The sequence below is a fragment of the Gordonia sp. NPDC057258 genome (genome assembly GCF_042668985.1).
Lineage (GTDB): Bacteria > Actinomycetota > Actinomycetes > Mycobacteriales > Mycobacteriaceae > Gordonia > Gordonia hongkongensis.
Map to the genome: position 1 here is coordinate 318,169 of NZ_JBHUXZ010000001.1, position 14,289 is coordinate 332,457.

Consider the following 14,289-nt stretch of genomic DNA (forward strand, 5'->3'; position numbering starts at 1 on the left):
AACGCACAGCGACATGACCCCCGACCTCAGGGTGCGTTCTGTTCACGCGCGGGACGGGCATTGGCCCTACGACGACTCTTGCTGTCCCACAACGCCAACTTGATCGAACTTGCAGTCATGACATCCCGCAGCCTCACATTTCACCGTTACACCCCGCCCACCCCACATCACGACCTACGGTGGGCCCTGGCCTACCTCATCACCCTGGCCGCCATCCTTGTATTCCTCACCACGTTGCAGTGACACCTCGATCTCCTGGCGGGCTGGGCAACCCGACAACGGGTGACGGCAGCGGCGTACCCGCCGCGACACTGTCACGCCGCACACGTAACGTCCGATGACCGGTCGTAGATCGGTGTCGCATCGTCCCTAGCAGATCCCGAAACACACTGCGCTAGAGCACTTTCGAAACACATTGAGCAGGACATCAGAAGGAAGGTCAGACGCGTATGGTGAGCCTGGGTGGTCTTGTCATGCCGGTCGCCGCGTTGGTCATGGAAGCAGTGCAGAAACGCATACACCCCTATACGCCCGACGACGACGTCCCACGCCTCTGACAGACCGGGCGCGCCCATCCTGGCCACGGCCTTTCTGCCAGCAGCGGCGGGACCACCTCTGGCAAAGCGGTTTCGGGGCCGGCTTCCGACTGATCTCCGCAGGACGACTCTGGCACTGAGTGTCTAATACCCTGTCCAGCAGCGATTCACAACCACTGGCTACGACGATCAGGAGGAGTGGCCAGGCTGACACATCTGGGAGATATGCAGGCTATTGCTGCGGGTAACACTGCATATCCGCTTGCTGCGTTGGTCCTGCGTTGATGGCTCACTGTCCGATGACACCGTAGTTGGGAGTTGTGACAGCTAATTGGTGAGTCACTAACCCGCGTTTGCGGCACCCGGATTGCGTAGTTCGCTGCCAACTGAATCGAGATCGCGGGTTCGGCACAGGCGTGGCCCCGACGGCCGGCCTGCTGACTCCTGTCGAAATACGCTGTGCGAGAACGAATACTCTGATTCGATGGTGCCCAATGTGCTAGGACCAATGGAAGGTCGGGGACGTTCAGAATGCCTAGCGAGAGACCGGACAGGTTCGGCCCCAGCCACTCCCACCGAAGCCCTCGCCCCGGGAGCAGCGTAGGGGCCTGGGTCGGGTTGACCGGCGGCGGGACAGTCTGTACCGTTTGGTACATCGCATACTATTCAGTACACTCTGAACCGATGGGTACACCCGTGCTCTTGAAAGGAGCTTGTCATGTCTCGTCCTCCGCTGCCGCCGTTCACCGAGGCCACCGCTACCCAGAAGGTCCGCGCCGCAGAAGACGCGTGGAACACGCGTGACCCCGAGCGCGTCTCCCTCGCGTATAGCGAGGACAGCTGGTGGCGGAACCGATCGACTTTCGTCCAGGGCCGTGCCGCGATCGTCGAATTCCTCACAGACAAGTGGGACCGCGAGCTCGACTACCGACTCATCAAAGAGCTGTGGGCATTCACCGGCGACGTCATCGCGGTGCGCTTCGCCTACGAGTATCGTGATCTCACCGGCCACTGGTTCCGCGCATACGGGAACGAAAACTGGCACTTCGACAAGGACGGCCTGATGACCCACCGCCACGCGAGCATCAACGACGTCGCGATCACGGAGTCCGACCGCAAGTTCTTCTGGGACGCCTCCGGTCCCCGGCTGGCCGACCACCCCGGCTTGAGCGACCTCGGACTGTAATGGCCCGAACCGTCCTCGACCGATCCGACGCGGTCCGCGCGCTGGCCGGCGTCTTCCGCAAGCGAGGCTTCGAAGCCGGCTCGCTGTCGGTCATCCAGCAAGAGACCGGACTCGGCCGCGGCAGCCTCTACCACTTTTTCCCTGACGGGAAAACGGACATGGCGCGTGCCGTTCTCGACGAGGTGAGCGAGTGGTTCGAGGAACGGGTCTTCGTGCCACTTCGCACGACCGAGAGCGCAACTCAAGCGGTCGAGGCGATGTCACAAGAGGTGGCCGACTACTTCATGTCCCGCGAGAGCGTGTGCCTGTTCGCGGCAATGACGTTGGGCCAGGAGAAGGAGACATTCGCTGACGCGGTCCGCAGCTACTTCAGCGACTGGGTCGACGCTCTCGCGGAAGCGCTACGGCGCGGCGGGCTCACCAACCAAGAGGCTTCAGACCGTGCCCTGGACGCGGTCGCGGCGATCCAAGGCGGGCTGATCTTGGCCCGTGCCTACGACGACAGCGCGACCTTCCTTCACATCGTCGACCGCACCCGGCAGCGCCTACTCGCCCCCGTTTCCTGAGCGGACGCTGACAGTAGGCCGAGCCGCCGTCACTCTCGGCTGCCGGACTTGCCTCATCGCGACGCCCGACGGTTTCATCGGATCGACAGACAGACCCTATGTCACCCAACCGTGAAAACTGTTCTTTGTCAGCGTCATTCATCGAGGTCGGCGCTCGGTCGCCCCCTGACATCGAGACGTCCCCCTCCCGCCCCACGCCGGACAACTTTCTGGAGGAGGCACTTAGGAGCGCGGGGCTGGAGTGAAGGCGTGGGGTGGCTCAGAAGTAGTAGCTCTTGTTCGCGACGACGGTGACTCGCTTGATCGCGGTGCGGTACGCCCCTGCGCCGTACCAAGTCTTGCAGAACAAGTTGGCGGTGAGCTGAACACTTGCACCGGCGGGCGCGGTAACGGCTGTCCAACGTCCGGGACGCCAGTTCGTGGAGTTTCCTGGTGTGGCCGCGACTTGCAGGCTGCTCACAGACCCCCGCCCCAGACAATTGGCGTCACTATAGTTGGGATAGATCGTCACCATCGCCGCGTCGGCGGTGGGTGCGGTGAGCAGTCCGGCGCCACACACCATTGCCGCAGCCGCGGCCGATACTCCCAGTCGATGCTTCATTCTCATGCGGTGTACCCCTTGTCTTGGTCAGAAATACGAAATGCCAGCTGCCTCGACGACGGCGGCAAATGCACTATCGCAACGATTTGAGGGTGTCGGCACCCGACCTGCGAGAATTCACCCGTACGGGCCAACCGATTCCAGCGTTTGGCCCGCACCGCCGTGCCTTGACCCCCGATTCATACTCCGGAGTACTTATCTGACTTCGTCGTCGGTCGCCGACGAGGCGTGCGCTGATTCAGGATCGCGACGGCCAGGCATCGACCTCACCTCACACCACTGCGACAGAGGACATTCCGCGGCGCACCACCACCCGACTCGCCGCGACTGGCCCCTCGGCGAGCCGAGCGTGCCCGCGATCGGAGGCAGCGCGAAGCCACGCAAGAAGCCGAACGTCATGACCTACTGGAGGACCGCCGACGTTCCTCTCACACCTCCACGACAGTCACACCGCCACCGCCGGGATGTCGGCCGCGTAGCGGATGACCGAACCGACCCGGCCGAAGCGACGTTCGATGATCACGATCGCCTCCGCGAGCTGGTCGGGGTCGTCGACGTCGGCGACGAATGCCGCGGTGTGCCCGTTGTTGCCGAGCATGAACGGCAGGACCGCGGAGTACTCACTGCTGACGACAGCCAGCGGGATGTCGCGACGGAACAGGTCGTACGCGTGGTCGATGGCAGCAGGGTCGTCGAGGACGACGAGCGGGACCGAGGAGATGTGCTTGTTCTTTCTCATGTATCGAGAGTGAACTCGCAGGTTATGAGGGGGTTGACCGATCACTGTGAATTCGCTGGCAGCTACGCGTTGCCACCCCCCGGCCCGCGAGGTCACCGCACGAGTTGCTCGTCGAGAATGCTGGGGATGACTCCGCCGCGTCGGAGAAGCCGACGATCCAGATCGGTCTCGGCGGCCACCTGCGCGTCGAAACGCATCTCGGAACCGTCGACCCGTCGGACCACGACCGTCACCGTCCCGCGCTCGACGGCGTCGGCAGTCCCGTTGACGTGCAGTCGGTCTCCGGGCTGCAGGTCCTGCAACCCGCCGTCGACGTCAGCGGGGATGAGCAACGGCAGGACGCCGACACCGATCAGATTGGACCGATGAATCCGCTCGAAACTGCGCGCGAGCACGGCCCGCACTCCGAGAAGACGCACCAGCTTCGCCGCCCAGTCGCGCGAGCTGCCCATGCCGTACCGTTCCCCGGCGACGATCACCACTGCGTCGCCGGCGTCGGCATAGCGTCGGGCGGCTTCCGGGAGCAACACGACCTCGCCCGTGGGGGCGTGGACAGTGTGCGCGGGAGCCGCATCCGGTGCGAGCGCGTTGCGGACGTTCTTGTTCTGAAAGCCGCCCCGCAGCATGGCTTCCCAATTGCCGCGCCGGGAGGCGTAGACGTTCAGGTCGCCCGGTTCCGCACCCCGCTCCACGAGGTATCGACCGGTCGGGCTGTCGGGCTTGATCGCCCCGGCCGGGGAGATGTGGTCGGTGGTGATGTCGTCGCCGAGCACGAGCAGGGGATGCGCGGTGTACTCCCCGAGCATGGTGTGCGCGTAGCCGTCATCGGCAAAAGGAGGACGCCGCAGGGCCGTCGACGACGGGTCCCAGGGAAACAGCGGCCCATCCGGTACATCGAGTGCGTCCCACGCGGGATTGCGGGATGCCGACGCGAAGTCGTCGACGACATCGCGCGGCCGCCGCGACGAATCCGTCAGAGCATCGATTTCGTCAGGGGCGGGCCACAGATCAGCGAGCAGCACGTCGTGTCCGTCGGCGTCGACGCCGATCGGCTCCGAGGTGGGATCGATGGCCGCGTCACCGGCAAGGGCGAAGACGATCACCATCGGCGGCGACATCAGCAGACCCAGTTCGAGGTCCGGGTGGACGCGGCCGGGGAAGTTGCGGTTGCCACTGAGAACAGCCACCGGCTTCCGGGTGCGCGCCTCGGCCACCGCGGTGATCTCCGCCGGCAGCGGACCCGAGTTGCCGATGCAGGTGGCACAACCGAATCCGACGATGTCGAAACCGACCGCGGACAGGTCGTCGGTGAGACCGGCCCGCTCGAGCACGCCGGCGGCAGAGGGCGAACCCGGCGCGAGGGAGGTCTTCACATACTCCGGCACCCGCATCCCTCGCTCCCGTGCGCGGCGGGCGACCAGACCCGCAGCGATGAGGAGGCGCGGGTCAGAGGTGTTGGTACAGCTCGTGATCGACGCGATGGCGACTGGGAAGGCGGGCATCGGGATGTCGTCGTCACGTCGAGAAGGCCCCTCGGCGTCGAAGGTCGCCGGCAACTCGGTCACCGGGACCAGGTCCTGCGGGCGACGCGGACCGGCCACCGACGGGACCACCGCGCCCAGGTCGATGTCGATCGTGCGGGTGAAACGCGGCTCGGCATCGGGGTCGAACCACAGCCCGAGCCGTCGTGTCACCGACTCGACGAGCTCGCAGTGTTCTGCAGTACGTCCGGTGTCGGCCAGGTATCGGACGGTCTGTGCGTCGACGGGGAAGAACCCGGTGGTGGCACCGTATTCCGGGGCCATGTTGGCAATCACCGCCCGTGCGCCCACCGTCAGTGCCGATACGCCCGGTCCGTAGAACTCGACGAACTCACCCGTGACCCCGAGCTCGCGCAGACGGTGCGTGACCACCAACGCAAGGTCTGTGGCCAGCACACCCGCGGAGAGCGTCCCGGTGAGGCGGACTCCCACGACGTCGGGGATCCGCAGTGTGGTCGGCATGCCGAACATCACCGTCTCGGCTTCCAGACCTCCTATGCCCCAGCCCAATACACCCAGCCCGTTGATCATGGGCGTGTGGCTGTCCGTACCGAGCATCATGTCCGGAACCGCGTGGTCGACGCCACCGACCTTCTCCACCGTCACCACGGTGGCGAGCTGTTCGAGGTTGATCGTGTGCATGATCCCGGTACCCGGCGGGTTGATGTGCACGGTGTCCATCGTCGTCGACGCCCAGGCCAGGAACCGATACCGCTCAGCGTTGCGGCGCATGTCGTGGGCCAGGTTGACCACGGCGGCATCGCGGCGCGCGAACGACTCCACCGCGAGGGAATGGTCCACCGAGACCTCCACCGGCAGCCGCGGACTCAACGTCGTCGGATCCCCACCTCGGGCGGCAACCGCGTCTCGCATCGCGGCGATGTCGACGAGGGCGGGCGTGCTGGTGGTGTCGTGCATCAGCAACCGACCCGGTACGTACGGGATCTCGGCCTCGCTGGTGCCGGCACGAAGCCATCGGGTCATGTCGTCCAGGGCTCGATCGCGCGTCTCGGCGTCGGCACGGCGGGTCACGTTCTCGGCGAGTAGACGGACCACCGTGGGCCACTGCCGGTACACGTCGGACCCGACCCGCCGCTCGACATCGACCACCGGCAGATCGGGTTGCGCGCGGCGTTCAGCTCCACTCATGCATCCCACCATAGGTTATAACCTATAAATTGCACCAGCGGTGTTATCATCACGGCGTCCGGTACTGCCGGACCTCGATGTCCCATGACCACTGCCGGGAGGCCCGCCATGACCACACCGGGCGGGATGTTCACCAAGAACGATTACGCATACGCCGAGCTCCAGCGGCGAATTCTGACCGGGGTCCTGCCGGCCGGCGCGGTGATCCCCCAGGCCAAGCTGGCGGCCGAGATCGGCGTCAGCACGACTCCTCTCCGCGAGGCGATCCGTCGGCTGTCCGCCGAGGGCATGGTCGAACTCGAGGCCCACCGAGACGCGCGGGTGACCCCCGTATCGGCCGATGAGGCGCGCCACCTCTACCAGGTACGCGAGAACCTGGACCCGCTCGCGGCGGCGCTCGCCGCGCGGACGCGAACGGCGGCCGACATCGCGGCCATCAACAATGCCTTCGATCGCCTGTCGCCCATCGCCAGTGCGTCCGATGTCGAAGCCCTTGTCCGACACCGGGAGTTCCATCGCGCGGTGTACCGCGCGTCGGGCAACCCCGTTCTCATCGACATCCTCGAACGACTCTGGGACAAGGCAGATCGTTACCGCGTCATCGGCCTCTCCCACCGGGGCGATTCACCCGACGACCGGTCGCGGGTCACCGCCGAGCACCGGGCGATCATGGAGGCCGTCGCCGACGGTGACGCCGAGCGTGCCGACGCGGTGATGCGCGAGCACATCGGCAACAGTCTCGGACGTCGTGCCATCGATGCGCTCACCGAGGACCCCGTCGCCGGCTGACCTGGCCGCTGCCACTTTTCCAACCTCTGTGGCCTGCGTCACTGTCATAGGTTATAATCTATAACTGTGCGACGCCGAGTGCGAGCGAAAAGCGCACAACGATAGTTATGCGCCCAAGCGTGACTGTGAGAACGGTTACGCCAACACTTCCGATGTGACCACCGATGTGGTTGTCCTCACATCCGCAGCAGAATCGAGTCAGACGATGTTGGTAGCCCTCGGCCTCGAGACCCGACCCCGAACGAAAACGAGGACCGCATGACCGCACCATCCCCCGGCACCGACGAATTGGCAGAGACGTCCCGCGCGCCTCGTCCGCCGAAACGTGTTCCCACGCTCGTCAAAGCACTCGGCGCACTGGTCGCCGCGGCGATCGTCGTCGTCGGCGTCGTCGACGCGGCCGGGAGCGAGGGCGGCGCCGACGCGCGATCGCAACTGACCCTGATCGCGCCCGCGGCCGCCGGTGGAGGTTGGGACGGTGCGGCGCGCGAGATGCAGCAGGCGCTGCGAGCCCAGAACATCGTCAACAACTCGCAGGTCGTCAACATCCCCGGTGCCGGCGGCACGATCGGACTCAGCCAGTTCGCGGGGATGACCGGCGACGCCACCACGATCATGGTCATGGGCATCACGATGCTGGGCGCGATCAACATCAACGGGTCCGACGTGGATCTCGGAGACGTCACCCCCATCGCGCGGCTCGCCGATGACTACGACGTCGTCGTCGTACCGGCTGATTCTCCGATCACGACCATCGAAGAGCTGATGGCCGAATGGAAGAAGGACCCCAAGAACTTCACGTTCGGTGGCGGTTCGCTGGGCAGCGTCGACCAGATGATCATCAGCCAGATGGCTCGGGAGAACGGCATCGACCCCGCCGCGGTCAACTACATCGCCTACTCCGGTGGCGGCGAACTGGCGACCTCACTCATGTCCGGGACGATCAAGGCCTCGGTCAGTGGTTACGAGGATTTCGTCGACCAGATCACCGCCGGAAATCTACGCGCGCTGGCGATCTCGGCTCCCGATCCGGTCCCGGCCATCGATCTGCCGACCCTGTCCGAACTGGGTTACGACGTCACCCTCACCAACTGGCGCGGGGTGGTCGCACCGCCGGGCATCACCGATGACCAGCGCACCGAACTCGAGGCGATCGTCACCGAGGTCGTCGAATCACCCGAGTGGCGAGATGCACTGCAGCGCAACAACTGGTCCGACACGTTCACGCCTGGCGCCGGATTCAACCAGGTCATCGACCAGCAATCGGAGTTCGTCCGCGGCATCTGGGCCGACCTCGGGTACTGACCGACCGCCGGTCGCCGAACCCGCACTGCACAACCCCTGCCCCACACGACATCACGGAGAACCCATGCCCATCCTCGTCGCTTTCGCCCACACCCCCGAAGGTCGAGCGGCCTTCGAACACGGCCGGCGCCTCGCGCGCAGCGAGAGCTCTCAACTGATCGTCTTCGACATGGAGACCCCCGCTGTCGACGACGACGGTGGCATTCCCGAGCCCGACTTCGCCCCTGTCGATAATGCCGGCGACACCAACGACATTCGCTGGATCGGTCATCGTCGCGAGGACTCCGACCCGGCCGCCGAACTCATCGACGTCTCAGAAGAACTGGCCGCCGATCTCATCGTCGTCGGACTGCGCCGCCGGTCCCGCGTCGGGAAACTCCTGCTCGGCTCGAACGCACAGCGCATTCTCATCGACGCCGAGGTCCCGGTACTGGCAGTGAAGGCAGCCCATCATGACGACTGACAATGCGGCGGCGCAGCCCGTCGGCACGACGCTCGACGACGGACACGGATCGGACCCCGCGCGCCGACCGCTCACCGGACGAAGCGGTCTGGTCGTCGCGGGCCTCATGCTCGCACTTGCCGTCTACCTGACCGCCGGCATCATCGGGATGGACATCCCGGGTAGCGCAGCGACTCCCGGACCCGCGTTCTTCCCGATCATCCTGACGATCTGCGCCTACCTGATCGCCGGACTCCTGACCGTGCAGACCCTGCGTCACCCCGACGAGCCCGATCCCGACATCGTGCCGCCCGCGACCGGCCAGTGGCGAACGCAGAGTGACTGGCGTGCACTGGGTCTCGTCCTGGCCGGACTCATCGCCTTCACCGTGCTGCTGATCCCGCTGGGTTGGATCCTGTCCGCTGCGCTGCTGTTCTGGATCGTCGCCTATGCCATGGGTTCCACCCGTCCGGTCCTCGACATCGCGGTGTCGCTCGTCGTCTCCTGTGCGGTGCAGGCGTTCTTCTCGGCGGGTCTCGGGCTGAACCTCCCCGCCGGCATCCTGGGAGGTCTGTTCTGATGGACAACGTCTCACTCCTGTTGGAAGGTTTCTCCCAGGCGCTCACGCCGATGAACCTGCTCTGGGTCTTCATCGGCGCGCTGCTCGGCACCGCGGTGGGTGTGCTCCCAGGCCTCGGTTCGGCGATGGCCGTCGCACTGCTGCTGCCGGTGACCTTCACCCTCGACCCCACCGCCGCGTTCATCATGTTCGCCGGTGTGTACTTCGGCGGCCTGTTCGGTGACTCGACCATGGGCATCCTGATGAACACACCCGGTGGGTCCACCGCCATCGCAACATCATTCGAGGGTCATCGGATGGCCAAACGCGGGCGGGCCGCCCAGGCACTCGCCACCGCCGCGATCGGCGCCTTCATCGGCGGCATGATCGCGACGACCATCGTCGTGTTCTTCGCACCCAAGCTCGCCGATCTCGCCATCCAGTTCGGTCCCGCCGAGTACTTCGCCCTCGCCGTCTTCGCCTTCATCGCGATTGCCTCGGTGGTCTCCGACTCCGTCATCAAGGGCCTGACCGGACTCCTCATCGGGCTGATCCTTGCGGTCATCGGGATCGACGGCATCTCGGGCACCCAGCGCTTCACGATGGGCGCGCCCGAGTTGTTCGACGGCATCAGCATCATCGTCATCACCGTCGGCACACTGGCCCTGGGCGAGGTCCTCTACATCGCCTCCCGCATCCACCGCACGCGTGCGCCGGACGCGGACGCCGTCATCGGGCGGCCCTTCCTCAAGCGCGCCGAATTCCGCGAGGCGCTTCCGGCGTGGTTGCGCGGCACCGGCTTCGGCGTCCCCTTCGGCGTCATCCCGGTCGGCGGCGCAGAGGTGCCGACGTTCCTCGCCTACGGAACCGAGCGTCGTCTCGACCGCAAACGACCCGACCCCCAGTTCGGCCACGGCGCCATCCGCGGTGTCGCCGGTCCGGAGGCGGCGGGCAACGCGACGTCGGGCACCGCGATGGGGGCGCTGCTCGCGATGGGCCTGCCCACCTCCGCCACCGCGGCGATCATGCTGGCCGCGTTCCAGCAGTACGGCCTGCAACCCGGCCCCCTGCTCTTCGAACGGAACGCCGACCTCGTCTGGACGCTCATCGCCAGCCTGTTCATCGGCCTGGTCATGCTGCTGATCCTCAACATGCCGTTCGCCGCCATCTGGGCGAAGCTGCTGCTGATCCCCAGGCACTACCTCTACGCGGGGATCGCGGTGTTCTGCGTGCTCGGTGTCTACGCGACCTCGGCCGCGATCACCGACCTCATCCTGGTCATCGCCATCGCCTTCGTCGGATATCTGCTGCGGCGGTATGGTTTCCCGCTCGCCCCCGTCATGATCGGCGTCGTCCTCGGCCCCCTTGCCGAGACCAGCCTGCGCAACGCGATGATGTCGAGCGGCGGCGATCCGAGTGTGCTGGTGGGCAGCGCGATCACCTGGGTCCTCTACGGAGTCCTGGCCGTCGTCGTCCTGTTCACCGCGTTCCGCCGCCTGCGGATGCGCACGCGTCAGGACACCTGATGCGACAGCAGTTCGTCCCCCGCTCCTCGCCCGCCCTCACCGAAAGTCAGCCGCTGATACCCATGCGCACCACCACCGACCGCGCACTCATCCGCTCCCGCTTCCTCGCCGTCGACGTCGCGAACGTCGCCGACGTCCTCGACGACCTCGGCCACCGTGATCAGGCGCTCGCCACCGACATCAGGTGTGTGGCCGGACGCGAACGGCTGGCCGGGTGGGCGTTCACCATCTCGGGCGCGATGAGCGCCGCCCCGGGACGGGACCCGCTGAAAGCGCAGGCGTGCAGCCAGATCGGCCCGGACGAGGTCTCCGTGTGGCAGGGGAACGGCCGGGGCGTCTGTTACTTCGGTGAACTCGTCGCGATCGGCATGATGCAGCGGGGCTCCGTCGGCGCAGTGGTCGACGGCGGTGTGCGCGACAAGAGATGGCTCCACGAGATCGGTTTCACGACGTTCTCCTGCTATCCGACCTCGGTGCAGACCAGCGGCCGTTGGCGCGTCGAGACGTGGCAGCAACCCGTCACCATGCCGGGCGCATCCGGGCAACCGGTCGTCATCGAGCCCGGCGACTTCGTCCTCGGCGACGACGACGGTGTCATCGTCATCCCCGCCGGGATCGCCGACGTCGTGCTCGAGGCAGCGGAGACCATGACGGAGAAGGAGATCGACGTCCGTGCCGCCATCCGCAACGGCATGACCCTCGCCGACGCGATGGCGGAATTCGGACGGATCTGATCCCGCACTCGGCGGCAGGCGCGAGAACAATTCCCTAGTCTGAAAGGAGGACAGAACCATTGCTCCCTGAGGTGCGAGGAGCGTTAGCCGCCGGGCCGAGCAAGCGACGAAGGAGCGCGTCGAGGTCGACGAGCCTCGAAGGGCTGGCGACGCATCTCACCAGGACCCTTCGTGACGGCCTCCGCAAGCTCCGGCCTCCTCAGGGAGCAGAAGTAGACGTCGCCTCCGTAAGCTCCGGGCGCATGGTTGGTCGCGCCCTCCCCAAGCTCAGGGAGCAGGGGGTGACGTGCGCTCCCGGACCTCCCGCTCCAGGTAATCGAGGTTCTGCCGCATCTGCGCGATGAGTCGTTCCGCGCCCGACACGGTGTTGTCCGCATCGGGGTCGACGACCGAGTTGACCGCCATGTCGGCCAGCTGGCGCGCGACCTTCCGGTCGGTCTCGCTGTCACCCGGGTGATGCCACCAGGCCAGCCAGTTCAGCATGCCGACGATGCCGAGCGCGGAGATCCGAGGATCGGCGGCACGGAACCGGCCCCCGGCGATACCTTCCTCCATGACCGCGACCAGCTCCTTGAGCACCCGCCGGCGGCTCTGCCGGTAGGTCTCGGCGAGCGCGGGCGGCAGCTCGGCCTCCGAGCGGATCAGCAGCCGGAACCGATCCAGGGTCTGGGTCTGGTGGAGCGCGATGGACATCGCCATCTCGTGGATCTTCCCGACCGGATCGAGGTCGGTTCGCTGGTTGATCTCGTGGAGCAGGATGGCCGGTTCCTCGGCGATCTCGCTGACCAGCCGGGCGAACAGCTCGTCCTTGTTGGCCACATAGTGGTAGAGCGCCGGACGCGTCAGACCGGTGGCGTCGGCGATGTCCTGAAGGGTGGTGCTCGCCAACCCGCGCTCGGCGAACAACCTGGTGGCCTGCTCCATGATCTCGCGTTCGACCAGCTCACGCCGTGAATTGCTGCGGCCGGTGCGCCCGGCGGCCGGCGACTCCTGGGGCGTCGAGCTGGTCATAGGCGAAGAATAGTGCGTCCGGCCCCCGCGCCGCGCCCGACCTCCGGGACGTCGCCCGGGACGTCGCCCTCGGTCACGGCGACGAGATCGGTGCGCAGACTCACCAACCCGGCGACGAGATCGTCGTAGGAGCCGGTGGGCGCCTCCACGACGACCAGCGCGTCCGTCTCCTGACGCAGGCGCTCGCCGAGGTCCAGGCGCGTCAGCACCGCGTCCCGGTCGCCTCGGCCGGTCAGCCACACTGCGGACGCGCCCGTAGCTGCAGTGAGAAGAGGTACCGCGGCCTCTCCCCAGGCGGAGTCGATGTCGACCTCGAGCCGGGTGGTCCCCGGGTCGAGCAACAGCTCGGCGGGGGCCTGCCGGGTCGGGAACGTCCAGGACCCGTGTGACAATGGTTGTCCGACAACCCATGTCGACAATCCGCCGGCGGGGACAGCAGCATCGTCGACGCCCGCATACGCGGCGAGCCCGCGGCGGGCCACCTCGGGCGCCGAGGACGCGAAGCGGTCGAGTCCGACCTTCCCGGCTCGGGTCATGTACGCGATCATCAACTGGTCCACCGGGATTCCGGTGCGGCGGGGGAACGACTCCCACCACTGCTCGCTACGCGCCGCGATCGACTGCAGATACTCGACGTTCGGCCGACGCGCCGACTCGTACGCCGACAGCGCCTCGTCGAGCGTCGTCGCACTCCGGACCGCGTGATCGAGTTCGATCGCATCCTCCATCGCGAGTTTGGTTCCCGAACCGATCGAGTAGTGCGCGGTGTGTGCGGCGTCCCCCAGGAGCACGACGTTCCCGGAGTGCCACCGGGCGCAGGTGACGGTGCGGAACCGCAGCCACCGCGTGCGGTTGCCGATCAGCCGGTGCCCGCCCAGCGTGTCGGCGAAGGCGTCTTGAAGATATGCCAGCGCGGTCTGGTCGCTGTCGGTCATCGGGGTGTTCTCGGTGGAGAGATCGAAACCGGCACGACGCCAGGTGGTCTCGTCCGTCTCGATCAGGAACGTACTCCGGTCGGACGCGTACGGGTAGGCGTGCGCGACGAAGGTGCCATCGGCCGTGGTGACCGGTGTGAAGATCGCGCTCGGGAGGGCGACGTCGGCTCCGCACCACAGATACAATCCCTCGCCGGTGGAGATGGCCGGCCCGAAATCGTCGGCCATGTCCGTTCGGGTTGCACTGTTGACACCGTCGGCGGCGACGATCAGGTCGGCGTCGAGGTCGGCGACCGACCGCCGCGCACCGAACTCGAGCCGTACACCGGCGGCCACGGCGTGCTGCTGGAGAACGTCGAGAAGTGTCGTACGCGCGATTGCCAGCAGCTCCCCGTGCGACAGACGGGCGACGTCGTCACCGACCCGCATCGACATCTCGTGCGGATGCGACACCGCGACGATGGCGTCGAGAGACGCGGGATCCGCCTCGCGCAGGTTGCGTTGGGTACGGGATGCGAGTCCGACACCGAACCCGAAAGTGGTGTCGGGCGAGCCCTGTTCGTAGACGGTCACCTCGGCGTCGGGATGGCTTCGTTTGAGAAGTCGCGCGGCGTACAGCCCACCCGGACCGCCACCGAGCACGGCGATTCGACTGAGTTTCATGGGTTGT

General features: G+C 66.4%; 14 protein-coding genes. 9 read left to right on the forward strand and 5 right to left on the reverse strand.

The window, feature by feature from the left end:
* Window positions 1-117: 117 nt before the first annotated feature.
* From ACFUEJ_RS01465 to ACFUEJ_RS01475, 3 genes are all read left to right on the forward strand, one after another.
* Window positions 118-243, forward strand: a complete 126-nt coding sequence (locus tag ACFUEJ_RS01465; RefSeq protein ID WP_259935984.1) for a hypothetical protein — start codon at window positions 118-120, stop codon at window positions 241-243.
* 1,011 nt (window positions 244-1,254) lie between these two features.
* Window positions 1,255-1,722, forward strand: coding sequence for a nuclear transport factor 2 family protein (locus ACFUEJ_RS01470; RefSeq protein ID WP_247450684.1), 468 nt, complete (start codon window positions 1,255-1,257; stop codon window positions 1,720-1,722).
* On the forward strand, window positions 1,722-2,288 hold the full coding sequence (locus ACFUEJ_RS01475; RefSeq protein ID WP_247450686.1) for a TetR/AcrR family transcriptional regulator: 567 nt from the start codon (window positions 1,722-1,724) through the stop codon (window positions 2,286-2,288). Before ACFUEJ_RS01470 ends, ACFUEJ_RS01475 begins: the two co-directional genes overlap by 1 nt.
* A gap of 259 nt (window positions 2,289-2,547) precedes the next feature.
* Here ACFUEJ_RS01475 and ACFUEJ_RS01480 read toward each other — a convergent pair whose 3' ends face one another.
* The 3 genes from ACFUEJ_RS01480 to acnA form a co-directional block, all read right to left on the reverse strand.
* Window positions 2,548-2,889: a hypothetical protein gene (locus ACFUEJ_RS01480; protein WP_247450687.1), complete on the reverse strand. Its 342-nt coding sequence runs from the start codon at window positions 2,887-2,889 to the stop codon at window positions 2,548-2,550.
* A gap of 445 nt (window positions 2,890-3,334) precedes the next feature.
* The gene (locus ACFUEJ_RS01485) at window positions 3,335-3,628 is read right to left on the reverse strand and encodes a hypothetical protein (RefSeq protein ID WP_058253737.1); all 294 of its coding nucleotides are present in this window, start codon (window positions 3,626-3,628) and stop codon (window positions 3,335-3,337) included.
* A 92-nt stretch (window positions 3,629-3,720) separates the two neighbouring features.
* A complete protein-coding gene (gene acnA / locus ACFUEJ_RS01490; RefSeq protein ID WP_388027121.1) occupies window positions 3,721-6,318 on the reverse strand; it encodes an aconitate hydratase AcnA in 2,598 nt (865 codons plus the stop codon).
* A gap of 108 nt (window positions 6,319-6,426) precedes the next feature.
* Between acnA and ACFUEJ_RS01495 the strand changes: the two genes are divergently transcribed.
* The 6 genes from ACFUEJ_RS01495 (at window position 6,427) to ACFUEJ_RS01520 (ending at window position 11,673) form a co-directional block, all read left to right on the forward strand.
* Window positions 6,427-7,107 (forward strand): GntR family transcriptional regulator, encoded by a 681-nt coding sequence (locus ACFUEJ_RS01495; RefSeq protein WP_388027124.1) that lies wholly within the window; start codon window positions 6,427-6,429, stop codon window positions 7,105-7,107.
* Between the two features lie 258 nt (window positions 7,108-7,365).
* On the forward strand, window positions 7,366-8,412 hold the full coding sequence (locus tag ACFUEJ_RS01500; RefSeq protein ID WP_388027127.1) for a Bug family tripartite tricarboxylate transporter substrate binding protein: 1,047 nt from the start codon (window positions 7,366-7,368) through the stop codon (window positions 8,410-8,412).
* A 64-nt stretch (window positions 8,413-8,476) separates the two neighbouring features.
* Window positions 8,477-8,875: a universal stress protein gene (locus ACFUEJ_RS01505; protein WP_388027129.1), complete on the forward strand. Its 399-nt coding sequence runs from the start codon at window positions 8,477-8,479 to the stop codon at window positions 8,873-8,875.
* Complete coding sequence (locus ACFUEJ_RS01510; RefSeq protein WP_388027132.1) at window positions 8,865-9,434, forward strand: tripartite tricarboxylate transporter TctB family protein; 570 nt, start codon at window positions 8,865-8,867, stop codon at window positions 9,432-9,434. The genes ACFUEJ_RS01505 and ACFUEJ_RS01510 overlap by 11 nt, the downstream gene beginning before the upstream one ends.
* Complete coding sequence (locus ACFUEJ_RS01515; RefSeq protein ID WP_388027134.1) at window positions 9,434-10,939, forward strand: tripartite tricarboxylate transporter permease; 1,506 nt, start codon at window positions 9,434-9,436, stop codon at window positions 10,937-10,939. Before ACFUEJ_RS01510 ends, ACFUEJ_RS01515 begins: the two co-directional genes overlap by 1 nt.
* Window positions 10,939-11,673 (forward strand): RraA family protein, encoded by a 735-nt coding sequence (locus ACFUEJ_RS01520; protein ID WP_388027136.1) that lies wholly within the window; start codon window positions 10,939-10,941, stop codon window positions 11,671-11,673. Before ACFUEJ_RS01515 ends, ACFUEJ_RS01520 begins: the two co-directional genes overlap by 1 nt.
* Window positions 11,674-11,940: 267 nt before the next feature.
* Here the strand turns inward: ACFUEJ_RS01520 and ACFUEJ_RS01525 are convergent, their stop codons facing one another.
* A complete protein-coding gene (locus ACFUEJ_RS01525; RefSeq protein ID WP_388027139.1) occupies window positions 11,941-12,684 on the reverse strand; it encodes a TetR/AcrR family transcriptional regulator in 744 nt (247 codons plus the stop codon).
* Entirely contained in the window at window positions 12,681-14,282 is a 1,602-nt protein-coding gene (locus ACFUEJ_RS01530; RefSeq protein ID WP_388027142.1) for an FAD-dependent monooxygenase, read from the reverse strand. The genes ACFUEJ_RS01525 and ACFUEJ_RS01530 overlap by 4 nt, the downstream gene beginning before the upstream one ends.
* Window positions 14,283-14,289 lie beyond the last annotated feature (7 nt).

What these genes read in the sequence shown, in the direction of transcription:
- ACFUEJ_RS01525 (WP_388027139.1), bottom strand. Translation starts at nt 12,684, where the DNA reads ATGACCAGCTCGACGCCCCAGGAGTCGCCGGCCGCCGGGCGCACCGGC.
- ACFUEJ_RS01495 (WP_388027124.1), top strand. Translation starts at nt 6,427, where the DNA reads ATGACCACACCGGGCGGGATGTTCACCAAGAACGATTACGCATACGCC.
- ACFUEJ_RS01465 (WP_259935984.1), top strand. Translation starts at nt 118, where the DNA reads ATGACATCCCGCAGCCTCACATTTCACCGTTACACCCCGCCCACCCCA.
- ACFUEJ_RS01475 (WP_247450686.1), top strand. Translation starts at nt 1,722, where the DNA reads ATGGCCCGAACCGTCCTCGACCGATCCGACGCGGTCCGCGCGCTGGCC.
- ACFUEJ_RS01510 (WP_388027132.1), top strand. Translation starts at nt 8,865, where the DNA reads ATGACGACTGACAATGCGGCGGCGCAGCCCGTCGGCACGACGCTCGAC.
- ACFUEJ_RS01470 (WP_247450684.1), top strand. Translation starts at nt 1,255, where the DNA reads ATGTCTCGTCCTCCGCTGCCGCCGTTCACCGAGGCCACCGCTACCCAG.
- acnA (WP_388027121.1), bottom strand. Translation starts at nt 6,318, where the DNA reads ATGAGTGGAGCTGAACGCCGCGCGCAACCCGATCTGCCGGTGGTCGAT.
- ACFUEJ_RS01520 (WP_388027136.1), top strand. Translation starts at nt 10,939, where the DNA reads ATGCGACAGCAGTTCGTCCCCCGCTCCTCGCCCGCCCTCACCGAAAGT.
- ACFUEJ_RS01500 (WP_388027127.1), top strand. Translation starts at nt 7,366, where the DNA reads ATGACCGCACCATCCCCCGGCACCGACGAATTGGCAGAGACGTCCCGC.
- ACFUEJ_RS01485 (WP_058253737.1), bottom strand. Translation starts at nt 3,628, where the DNA reads ATGAGAAAGAACAAGCACATCTCCTCGGTCCCGCTCGTCGTCCTCGAC.
- ACFUEJ_RS01505 (WP_388027129.1), top strand. Translation starts at nt 8,477, where the DNA reads ATGCCCATCCTCGTCGCTTTCGCCCACACCCCCGAAGGTCGAGCGGCC.
- ACFUEJ_RS01480 (WP_247450687.1), bottom strand. Translation starts at nt 2,889, where the DNA reads ATGAAGCATCGACTGGGAGTATCGGCCGCGGCTGCGGCAATGGTGTGT.
- ACFUEJ_RS01530 (WP_388027142.1), bottom strand. Translation starts at nt 14,282, where the DNA reads ATGAAACTCAGTCGAATCGCCGTGCTCGGTGGCGGTCCGGGTGGGCTG.
- ACFUEJ_RS01515 (WP_388027134.1), top strand. Translation starts at nt 9,434, where the DNA reads ATGGACAACGTCTCACTCCTGTTGGAAGGTTTCTCCCAGGCGCTCACG.